Source organism: Mycobacterium neumannii, assembly GCF_002245615.1.
GTDB classification, from domain to species: Bacteria; Actinomycetota; Actinomycetes; order Mycobacteriales; family Mycobacteriaceae; genus Mycobacterium; species Mycobacterium neumannii_A.
Genome location: NZ_NKCO01000042.1, coordinates 1 through 10,347 on the forward strand (window position 1 = coordinate 1; position 10,347 = coordinate 10,347).

Annotated in this window: 10 protein-coding genes; 5 read left to right on the forward strand and 5 right to left on the reverse strand. The window is 65.5% G+C overall.

Annotated elements, in window-relative coordinates; all coding sequences use genetic code 11:
• Positions 1-96 precede the first annotated feature (96 nt).
• The 3 genes from CEX88_RS25440 (at position 97) to CEX88_RS25450 (ending at position 3,941) form a co-directional block, all read left to right on the forward strand.
• A complete protein-coding gene (locus CEX88_RS25440; RefSeq protein ID WP_011894084.1) occupies positions 97-837 on the forward strand; it encodes a TnsA-like heteromeric transposase endonuclease subunit in 741 nt (246 codons plus the stop codon).
• A gap of 123 nt (positions 838-960) precedes the next feature.
• Positions 961-2,925, forward strand: coding sequence for a Mu transposase C-terminal domain-containing protein (locus CEX88_RS25445; protein ID WP_005148662.1), 1,965 nt, complete (start codon positions 961-963; stop codon positions 2,923-2,925).
• Positions 2,913-3,941, forward strand: coding sequence for a TniB family NTP-binding protein (locus tag CEX88_RS25450; RefSeq protein ID WP_005148661.1), 1,029 nt, complete (start codon positions 2,913-2,915; stop codon positions 3,939-3,941). Before CEX88_RS25445 ends, CEX88_RS25450 begins: the two co-directional genes overlap by 13 nt.
• A gap of 980 nt (positions 3,942-4,921) precedes the next feature.
• On the opposite strand, the gene CEX88_RS25460 is transcribed toward CEX88_RS25450, so the two are convergent.
• The 5 genes from CEX88_RS25460 to merA are packed head-to-tail and all read right to left on the reverse strand — an operon-like array spanning position 4,922 to position 8,708.
• A complete protein-coding gene (locus CEX88_RS25460; protein ID WP_236695472.1) occupies positions 4,922-5,737 on the reverse strand; it encodes a cytochrome c biogenesis CcdA family protein in 816 nt (271 codons plus the stop codon).
• Between the two features lie 29 nt (positions 5,738-5,766).
• Positions 5,767-6,267, reverse strand: coding sequence for a TlpA family protein disulfide reductase (locus tag CEX88_RS25465; protein WP_238382207.1), 501 nt, complete (start codon positions 6,265-6,267; stop codon positions 5,767-5,769).
• Positions 6,268-6,313: 46 nt separating this feature from the next.
• Complete coding sequence (locus CEX88_RS25470) at positions 6,314-6,604, reverse strand: hypothetical protein (RefSeq protein WP_005148657.1); 291 nt, start codon at positions 6,602-6,604, stop codon at positions 6,314-6,316.
• Between the two features lie 32 nt (positions 6,605-6,636).
• Positions 6,637-7,278, reverse strand: a complete 642-nt coding sequence (merB, locus tag CEX88_RS25475) for an organomercurial lyase MerB (RefSeq protein WP_005148656.1) — start codon at positions 7,276-7,278, stop codon at positions 6,637-6,639.
• Between the two features lie 26 nt (positions 7,279-7,304).
• The gene (gene merA, locus CEX88_RS25480) at positions 7,305-8,708 is read right to left on the reverse strand and encodes a mercury(II) reductase (RefSeq protein ID WP_005148655.1); all 1,404 of its coding nucleotides are present in this window, start codon (positions 8,706-8,708) and stop codon (positions 7,305-7,307) included.
• A 56-nt stretch (positions 8,709-8,764) separates the two neighbouring features.
• On the opposite strand from merA, the gene CEX88_RS25485 reads away from it, so the two are divergent.
• Together CEX88_RS25485 and CEX88_RS25490 are read left to right on the forward strand one after the other, a co-directional pair.
• A complete protein-coding gene (locus CEX88_RS25485; protein WP_005148625.1) occupies positions 8,765-9,154 on the forward strand; it encodes a heavy metal-responsive transcriptional regulator in 390 nt (129 codons plus the stop codon).
• Positions 9,155-9,292: 138 nt separating this feature from the next.
• Positions 9,293-9,934 carry a cadmium resistance transporter gene (locus CEX88_RS25490; RefSeq protein WP_079481877.1) on the forward strand — a complete coding sequence of 214 codons (642 nt, stop codon included), beginning with the start codon at positions 9,293-9,295 and terminating at the stop codon, positions 9,932-9,934.
• The last annotated feature ends 413 nt before the right edge of the window (positions 9,935-10,347 follow it).

The window sequence follows — 10,347 nt, forward strand, 5'->3', positions numbered from 1 at the left end:
TGTCCGTTCTCATTGATTCTGGGGCATTCTCATTGAATCTGGGGTAAGTGCGTGTCTTTCTCATTGAATCTGGGGCACGAGGCTTAGCGTTTATGTGTGCTGACGTCGGCTGTTTCGGCTGGGCCAGGTGTAGCGAGTGCAGTGGACTTGGAGTTCAACACCCGCGAGGGATGCACGCGGCAATCGCTGGACCGATGTGCTGCAACCCGGTTTGAGTTGGACTGTTCACCAGTGCGGAATTTCCCCTCGTTTCGAGGTCAGCGTAACTTTCCCGGGCTGTGGTGGTTCGCCACAACCGGCGCACATGTAGGTCACGAGTCCTGGGTAGAACGTGACCAGTTGATGGCGTTGGATGCCGATCCGGATGTTGTTGGTGTTCTGTCGCAACCATTTTGGATTCATTGGCGTGACGGCACGCGGCATGCTCCTGACTACTTCGTGCGGCGCCGCGATGGATCTGTCGTCGTAGTCGACGTTCGTGAGGACGACCGGATCTCTGACGCTGATCGGGACGTGTTCGATCGGTCTGCCGCCACGTGCGCGATGGTCGGTTGGGATTACCTGCGTGTCGGTTCCCTCGATCCAGTGCTGCGGGCGAATCTACGTTGGTTGTCGGGTTATCGGCATCCGCGAGTATTGAAGATCGGTTTGGCTGATCAACTGGCGGAGGTCTTCGCTCGGGTCCGTCCGTTGATGGCTGGTGTGCACGCGGTCGGGACTCCTTTGGTGGTGCTGCCCGTACTGTTTCATCTGCTCTGGCACGGCCGTTTAGTTGCCGATCTGCAAGGAGCGGCACTTGGCGACGACACGGCGATTGGCCTCGGGACCGGGTGGTGACCTGACGTGCGAACGGGTGTCGTCCGAGAGGGAGACGAAATCCGTTTATCAGCAGGTGTTTTCACCGTCGTAACCCTGTCGGGCGGATCAGCTCGACTGGTTGACGCTGTCGGCGAGCAGATTGTGGTGCCGCTCTCGCAGCTGATGGTTGATCCGGCATTGGAATTGGTGTCGGGGTCGCGACCGCCACTGTGTTCTGAGGAAATGCTGGCTGGCATTCCCGAGGCAGCCGTCGAGCAAGCACGGTGGTGGGAGCGCCACATCGTGGAGATCCTCAGCGGCCGCCCGCCTGGGACGGCCGCGGGCATTCGTCCCCGCCCAGAGTTCGACACGGCGAAACGATCTCTGCGGCAGCGTGAGCTGGCCAAGTTGGACGAGCTGCGTGCCGCCGGCCACGACGTGAGTCGGAATGCGTTGCAGCGTCGCCGATTTGCCTACGAACGGGACGGGCTCCTGGGAGTGGTTGACGGGCGCCATAATCGGCGGCGCGCGGTATTCGGCCGTGTGGACGACCGTGTCGTCGCCGCGGTGCGGGATGCGATCGAGGGCGAGACCGACCTGTCAACGGGAACGGTGCAGCGTCTGCAACGGCGGGTCGCCAAGACGCTGGTGGCCACCTATGGTGCCGACGACGCGCCCGCGATGCCGTCGCAGCCCACCTTCTACCGGCTGGTCAAGCGCCTCGCGGAAGGACGGCACACGTTCGGGTCAGCACGGACGCGGCGATCGCTGTCCAAGCAGCCCGATGGCCCATTCGGGTCGATCACCGTGGTGCGCCCCGGCGAGATGGTGGAAATCGATTCAACCCTTCTGGATGTACGGGTAGTGCTCGATGACGGCATGGTAGACCGAGTCGAGCTGACTGCGATGGTCGACAACGCTACGCGGTCCATCCCGGCCGCGGTGCTGCGACCGACGACCAAAGCAGTGGACGCGTCACTGCTCTTGGCGCGGGCATTGACGCCCGAACCGATGCGCCCGGGATGGGCCGATGCGCTGCGGATGTCCCGGTCGGTACTTCCGCACCACAGCCTGACCAGTGTCGATCAGCGCCTGGCCGATGCTGCGGCCAGGCCGGTGATCGCTCCCGAGACGATCGTCTGCGATCACGGGAAAGCGTATCTGTCCCAAACATTTCGGCAAGCGTGCTGCACATTGGGGATCAATCTGCAGCCGGCTCATCCCGACTGCCCGACCGATAAGCCGAAGATCGAGCGGACATTGCAGTCGGTGGGCACCCTGTTCGCACAGTACGTGGCCGGTTACGTCGGTTCATCGGTGGAGCGGCGTGGGAAAAACGCCGAGGACGACGCGGTGTGGTCGATGATTGAGCTGCAGGCGCTGCTGGACGAGTGGATCATCGCGGTGTGGCAGAACCGCCCCCACGATGGCCTGCGGGATCCGGTGACGCCGGGGAAAGCGTTGTCTCCCAACGAGAAATACACTGCCCTCGTTGAGGTGGCTGGCTATGTACCGGTCCCACTGGACGCCGACGACTATATCGAATTGCTTCCCGTGCAGTGGCGCACAATCAACAGTTACGGGGTCCGGATCAACCATCGCACCTATGACGCCAAGGCGCTCAACCCATACCGGCGCCAGCATTCCGGGGTCGATGCCCGTAACGGACAGTGGGAAGTGCACTACGACCCGTATGACGTGTCGAGGATTTGGGTGCGCAATCACCACGAAGACGGATGGCTGGCCGCGACGTGGACGCACCTTCGGTCCTCGCCGGTGCCGTTCGGCGAGACACTGTGGCGCCACGCCCGCTCCGTAGCCGACCGCAGAGGGGCCCAGAAGACCCAGGAAGCGGAGATTGCGGCCATCGCGGAGGACTTGCTGGACCGCGCCGCCGCTGGGCCGCAGCAGCAGACGAAAGCCGAGCGCCGAGTGACTGGACGGACCAGCGCCGCGAGCGCCGGCCGGGACTGGCCGGACCCGACGGAATCATCCGAACATCATGGCCCGTCACCGTCGGAACGGGCCGCCGACAACGAGACTTTCGACGATGACGGCGAGATGGCGGAGGTCATACCCCTGCCGGTGTTTGATGCACGCAAGGAGGCCCAAACGTGGCGACTGTGACCGAGATTGCGGCGGTGGGTCAGTTAGAGGATCGCCGCCAGCCGACCACGACGCTGGAGGGCTGGCGGCGTTTTGTTGATGCCGATCCGCCGGAGTTCACGTTGCTCGCCGACGACGAGTGGGCCAGCCTCGGTGAGGACGAGCGGACGGCCTACAACGAGGCCCGGGTTGCGCATCATTCGGAGCTGGTGGTGGTCACCACGTCGGCGATCGAAGCGATCACCCATCAGGGCCGGCTGTTGACATTGCTCAACCAGCGCGAGATCGGGGCCCGGCGCGGGCTGATCATCTCCGGCGGGGCAGCGACGGGGAAAACTACGGCGATCAAGCAACTGGGTCGGTTTCACGAATTGCGCACCCGTGCACGGTTTCCCGGCGATGAGAGCCGGATTCCGGTGGTGTATGTGACGGCCCCGCCGAAAGGGTCGCCCCGCAAGTTGGCGATGGAGTTCGCACGGTTTCTGGGGCTTCCCACGCTCAATCAGCGGATGAACGTGACCGATATTTCCGATGCCGTGTGCCAGGTGCTCATCGATGCCCGTACCGACATCGTGGTGGTCGATGAAATCCACAACCTCAACCTCGACACCCGCGCCGGCGAAGAACTGTCCGACCACCTCAAATACTTCACCGAGCATCTGCCTGCGACATTCGTTTACGCCGGGATCGAAGTGGAACGCTCGGGGCTGTTCACCGGCACGCGGGGACGGCAGTTGGCCGGCCGTTGCGGGGTGATCCACACCAGCGCATTCCCCGACGCCAAGGAGTGGCGACAACTCGTCGCCGCCATGGAAGGTACCTTGCGTCTGCATCGACACGAACCGGGAAGCCTTGTCGCCCAGGCCCGTTACCTGCACCGCCGCACCGGCGGGATGATCGGCAGCCTGGCCCACTTGATCCGGGCTTCAGCAATCCAAGCGATGCTCGACGGCACCGAGCACATCACCCGCGAGGCCATGGACGATATTTTGATCGACTACGCCGCCCACACGGCCGCGGCCCGCACGGCCAGCTGACGTGGCAACTGTCAGGCCGTGGCCGCGCGGACCACGCCAGCGGCTCCCGCGAACGATCGCACCGTTCCGTTGGGAAGCCGTATCGTCCTACATCGACAGGCTGGCCCGCGCCAACCATATCGGCGTCTCCACACTGCGCGGCCATGTCGCCGAATCATGCGCAGCCCGGCCGCGACCGGACTGGTTGGCCGTCGTCAGCGGCCAACCTGAGCAGGTAATCCGGTCCCGTCTCTGCGGGCTTGCTGGCGACCCCACCGCGCTCAAGCAATATCTCCGCCGCCCTTTGTGTCAAAGATGTATGGCACGCAAGGGAATACACGAACCCGTCTACTGCTACCTGCCTGCACATGTCTCCGTATGCCACCGTCACCGACGCTGGATCGGTTCACCAACGCGCGTTCTTGACGACCAGGTGGATCTTCGTGACCGGCCCACGGTGCTCAGTGCCGGGCGCACGCATCGGCGCTTGGCCCGTCAGTATTCAGAGGTCGACCTTCATGACGCCTTGGGCGACGCCCGCCACATCCTGGTCTTCTGGGCTCACGCAGAGCGTCACGTGGCGGCGGGGATTCTGCAGAATGGCCTAGAAGCGCACGTGGTGGCCTACCCCGATGTGATCGCCGTAGCCGCAACATTGCTCACAGCTCGCCCTCGGGTTGAACAGCCCAGGACGCCAACGGAACCCGCCTGGCCGACGCTACTGCTCGACCGCATCAACGAACGCACCGGCGCCCACCATGCCGACGCCACCCCCGTCGAGCAATGGGCGCAGTACCGACGCCTATTCGCCACTGCCGTATTGACGACACGCTCAGACGGCGCAGAACTGGCGTGTCGCGCTTAGGGGTCGGCAGTCTTGAATGTGCCTTATCAGTAAGGCACTTGTGGTGTGCATCTGACTGTGTCCGACGGTTGTATCTATCGGCTTTCTAATCGTTAGGGACAGTGGTATCTGGCTGGGTGTATCGGCCGGTGAATCATCACCGGCGGCGCTGCTTGCCGGTGATTGGCCGGCGGTGGGTGGTCCAGTACGCGGCCACCGCGCTGACCACCACAGCGAAGGCGGCAATGACGCTGGCCGGGAGGGCGTGGTCCTGCAGCCATCCGGTCGCGGTGGCCGACCAGCCGGTGAGCAGGTTGCCGCCGCTGGCGGTGTGCCCGGTGGCCGCGGGCAGCCAGTACCACGCGAGGTAGGCGCCGGTGGCGATGAGGACAACGGCGGTGACGCGGGTCCCGTGGCGGGCGAGGATACCCAGATGCCGGGTCAGGGCCGTGCCGGCGATGGCGGTGCCGACGCTGACCAGCATCAAGATGGTGGCGGCACCGGCTGTGTATGCGGTGAACACTGCCAGCAGACCGCCCCATCCGCTGGTGGCCTGGGCCTGGGCGATCACCGCGAGCAGTACCCCGAAGGTGCAGGACAGTGACGCCAGGGCGTAGCCGATTCCGGCCGCGAGCACACCACCGGCTGTTGGGGAGTCCGGCCGATGACGCGTCCGGGCAGGCATACGCAGACCGATGGTGCGGCCGGTGAGCATGAAGCCGCCCAAGATGGCCAGGGTGAGCCCGATCGTGATCCCGAGCCAGGGAGCAGCCGTCACCAGGGTCCGGGCACCGGCACTGATCGCGATACCGGCGAGGGTGAGGGTGCCGGTGAACCCGATGGTCAGGACGGCCCCGGTGCGCAGTGCCCGGGCCAGCCGCACGAGCACCGCATCGGTGCCGCCGGTGGCGATGGTGCCGGTGATCCACGCCGGTAGCAGCGCGAACCCGCAGGGGTTGACCGGGGCGAGCATGCCAGCGGTAAACGCGAGCGCGAGCAGGTTCACCGTGCGGCGCTGCTGCCGAGGGCGGCCAGGATCTGATCCTGGGACGGGGCGTGGCCGCGGTAGCTGATCTGCCCGGACGGGTCGATGACGAGGGCGGTGGTCGGCGCGGTCACCTGGTAGCGGCTGGTCAGGGCCCCGTTAGTATCGACGACCGCGGGCAGGCTGGTGCCGCCGATCTGGTCCAGGAAGTGGCGAACATCGGCGGGTTTCTCGGTGGGGACGATGTCGACGGCTAGGAACTTGGCGCTGCCTCCGGCTTCCTCCACGGCCGCCCGAGCAGCGGCCAGGGATTTACCGCCGCCGACGCATTCGCCGCACCCGTAGGAGAAGAACAGGATCGCGGTCGGGGCGGCAGCGGGCAGTTCGACGGTTTTGCCGTCCACCGTGGTCAGTGTCGCCGCCGTCGCCTGGGTTGTGGCGTTGGCGTGTGGCGGTGAGGTCGGATTGCTGGTTGTGGCCGATTGGCCGCACGCGGTCAGCGCGCCCGCTGCCAGCATCACAGCCGTAACGCCCGCCCACCTGTGGGGTGTAAACGAACGCGTTTCAGACATTGTCGATGCTTCCTTTCGTCAGGTCGTCGAGCGTGTGCGTCGCGGGTGAATGGCTGTCGGCGGGACAGCAGTGATCGCCGCGTTGACCGCGGCGGGCGAAGGCGACCACAGCCGCCAGCAGCAGCGCGACGGCTGCCCCGATGACCCATGGATTCTCGAGCAGTCCACACACGGCGGCGAGCGCGCCGCCGGCGATCAGGACTGGCGCGGCGCAACACAGGGCCGTCACCAGCACCGCTGCCGCACCCAGCAGCACGGGATTTCTTCGTGGACGTTGATTCATTGATTTCTCCTCATCAGGTTGGGTGCGGCTGGTCAGCTGCAGCAGCCGGGGTGGGCAGTTGGCGGGGTATGGAGCTGGGTAAGGATTTGTGTGGTCAGGGCTGCGCCGAGTTGGTGGGCCTCAGCGACGCTGACGATCTGACCTTCGGGGTGCTCGGCGAGCCACGGCGCGGCGTCCTGCGCGCAGGTGAAGTAGTGCACCTGGTTGCAGAATGAGGACCGGATCGAGGTGAGGTCGTCGGGGTTGACCAGCGAGACCACCGCGGTCTCGGGCTGCACGCTGGTGACACCGTTTTCGCCGACCGAGACCCTGATCGGGTGCCCGCTGACGGGTGATTCGGATTCGATGCTGGCGGGCCGGTCCAGGATGGTGGGAAAGATGAGGGTGTCCAGGGCGCACCAGGTGTAGAGCTCTTGGCCGGCCACGGTGAATCGGTGGCGGGTCGGGCGCAGGGTCAGGCCCTGGCCGACGATGCGGCCCTGCTCGTCGTATTCGGTGTCGGGTACCGCGGCCAGACGCCGGGTCACCTCGTCAACCGGGAGGCCGACGGCCGCGGCGAGCGCCTCCACGGTGACCGGCTCGCCGGCGGCGAGCAGCCGCAGCAACGGCACCAGCATCGTCGGGTCGAGCCCGGACTCTTCCGGAATGGTCAGGCGGTCAAGGAAATTGGGCATCAGGAACCTTTCGAGTGAGCCATGCGTCAGGATGCGCAGCAGGACAGTCGGGACATATCGGCGCTGAAGGACTGGGCGGCGATTTTGATGCCTTCGGCCATGGTCAGATACGGGGCCCAGGACCCGGCGACCTGGTCGACGGTCATCGCGGCGTCGAGGATGTAGACCGCGGCGGCGGCGATCTCGCCAGCATCCTTGGCGACGGCGGTGATGCCGTGGATGCGGCCGGTGCCGGCGTCGGCGACGAGTTTGATGAAACCGCGGGTGTCTCGGTTGACCACCGCACGCGGCACATGTTTTAGCGGCAGCACCCGGCAGTCGCACCGTGTCCCGGCGGCGAGGAGCTCGGCCTCGGTCGTCCCGGCCGCACCGACCGCGGGGCTGGTGAACGTCACGCGGGGCAGATGGCGGTAGTCGACCCTGCGGCCGGCGTCGGTGAAGATGTTGTCGGCGACCATCGCGCCGTGATGGGCGGCGACGTAGACGAACTCGCGGTGCCCGGTCACGTCGCCGGCCGCCCAGATCCGTGGGTTCGACGACTGCAGCCCGTCGCTCACCACGACCTCGTTGTTCTCGCCGGTTTTGACCTGCACCGCTTCGAGATTCAGGCCGTCGGTGTTCGGACGGCGGCCGGTGGCGACGAGGACTTTCGCGGCACGGAACTGCTGCGTTCCGCCGGTGATGGTCGCGGTGACCGTGACCTGATCGTCGGCCTGCTCGACCTCGCTCACCGTGGCGCGGCGCACCACCCGGATGCCGTCGTCGGCGAACACCTCCAGCAGCGCCATGCCGACTTCCGGCTCTTCCTTCGATGCCAGCGTGGAGCGGACCAGCACCGTCACCGTTGACCCGAGCCGGGCGAACAGTTGCGCCTGCTCCAACGCGACGTAGCCGCCGCCGATCACCAGCAGCGACTCCGGGACCTCGGTGACTTCCATCGCGGTGGTCGAGGTCAGGTAGGCGACGCCCTCGAATGCGGGCGGGATGACTGGGTTCGCGCCGGTGGCGATCAGGTAGTGCTCGGCCTCGATGGTGGCATCGCCGACCTCGATGACGGGCGCGTCCGGGGTTCCGGCGAACCGCGCTTGGCCCTGAATGCGCTGCCAGCCATACGATTCGGCCACGTTGAGGTACTTCTCTGAGCGCAGCGACTCCACCAGATCGTGCGTGCCGGCGATCAGGGCCGCCATGTCCACCGGGCCGGCCGTGGTGGCGATCCCCGGGAACCGGGCAGTGTCGGCTGCGGTATGCCGGGCCTCGGCCGCTGCGATCAGGGCCTTTGACGGCACGCAGCCGGTGTTGACACACGTGCCACCGAAGATGCCGCGCTCGATCATGACGACGGACTTACCGAGCGCGGTAGCGCGGATCGCCGCGGCCATCGCCGCGCCGCCGGAACCGATGACCGCGAGGTCCAATCCCTGACTCATGCACCCATCCTTGACCTTCAAGTAGGCTTGAAGGTCAAGTGTTCTGAGGAGACATCGTGAGAATCGGGAAGCTCGCCGAGGCGACCGGGGCCACCACCGCGACGCTGCGCTACTACGAAGACGAAGGCCTGCTCCCGCCCGCCGAACGTTCCCCGGCGGGGTATCGCGACTATGCCGCCGACACGATCGCCCGGGTCGGCTTCATCCGACGGGGACAGGCCGCCGGGTTCAGCCTCGCCCAGATTCGGCAGATCCTCGACATCCGTGACAGCGGCCACGCGCCGTGCACGCACGTGCGCGACCTGCTCGACATCCGACTGACCGACCTCGACGAGCAGATCAGCGCACTGGTGGCACTGCGCGAGACCATCGCCCGGCTGCGGCAGGGCGCCGAAAGCGTCGACCCGGAATCATGCAGCGCCGATGACGTATGTCGATACCTCTAGGAGCCACCTCCGTGGCACCGGAGGCATGTATTTCGTCAAGTCCGTTGACCCCGGCAGTCGTCATGAATTTCCGCCCCACTGGAGGTCGTTGGTGCGCGGGAGCGCGGGGCCTGCTGAGCAGTAGGCTCACCCGATGCGGTGGGATTTCACTCGAAGCTGGTCGCATTGGCCGTGCTGAGCCCAGCCACACTCGTTCAGGCGATCGCCACCTTCGCCATCACCAATATCGACGACATCGTGGTCCTCGCGGTGATGTTCGGCCAGGCGCCCGGTCATCGTGGCGCAGCCATCCGAGTGACCGCCGGTCAGTACCTCGGCTTCACCGCCATCTTGGCAGTTTCGGTCGGCGGCGCACTCCTGGGTGCCACGCTGCTTCCTCCAGCCGCACTGCCGTACTTCGGGCTGCTGCCCATCGTGTTGGGGCTGCGGGCGGCATGGCTGGCCTGGCGGGATCGCCGCACCCAACCGGCGCCGACCGATGATCCCGCAACACTGTTGACGCCTGGCACCTGGCAGGTCGCAGTCATCACCTTCGCCAACGGCGGCGACAACATCGGCGTGTACGTTCCGATCTTCGCCGTCTCAACGATCGCCACCATCGGTGTTTACATCATCGTGTTCCTCATCGGTGTGGCCATCTGGTGCGCGGCCGGCCGATATTTCGCCTCCCACCCGATCATCGCCAAAGCACTCTCACGCTGGGGCCACATCGTTCTGCCCGTTGCACTGATCACAATCGGGGCCCTCATCCTCATCAAAGGCGGAGCGTTCGCCCTCTAGCTCGGAGCAACTTCACCACTCAGGGCCAGGAGGCGCTCCTGCATCGGCATGTGTTGGCGTTCAACCACTTTGGTGATGTCCCGGCCCGTATCCGCTATGACAATCTAAAACGGGCGGTGGCCAAGGTGCTCAAAGGCCGCAGCCGGCACCCGAACTACCAACACGAGCGAGCGCACCACAGAATCATGATCGTGTGTCACGAGAGACACGATCACAGTAGTTATACCGAAGACGTACCCGAGCCAACGGAATCGACAGGAGACCATTCCGGCTACCCTGCTGCGCTCGCAGCCGGGCGCGGAAGCAGGGTTGCCCCAGATTCAATGAGAAACGTCGCGATCGAAATTCTCATCCAATCTGGGGCAATGCAGGTCAGACTAGTAAATGTGCCCCAGATTCAATGAGAACGGACA

Bases quoted from the DNA above. Each gene is read 5' to 3' on its own strand.
- CEX88_RS25460 (WP_236695472.1), bottom strand. From the start codon at position 5,737: ATGCTCGCCCCGGTCAACCCCTGCGGGTTCGCGCTGCTACCGGCGTGG.
- CEX88_RS25465 (WP_238382207.1), bottom strand. From the start codon at position 6,267: ATGCTGGCAGCGGGCGCGCTGACCGCGTGCGGCCAATCGGCCACAACC.
- CEX88_RS25470 (WP_005148657.1), bottom strand. From the start codon at position 6,604: ATGAATCAACGTCCACGAAGAAATCCCGTGCTGCTGGGTGCGGCAGCG.
- merB (WP_005148656.1), bottom strand. From the start codon at position 7,278: ATGCCCAATTTCCTTGACCGCCTGACCATTCCGGAAGAGTCCGGGCTC.
- merA (WP_005148655.1), bottom strand. From the start codon at position 8,708: ATGAGTCAGGGATTGGACCTCGCGGTCATCGGTTCCGGCGGCGCGGCG.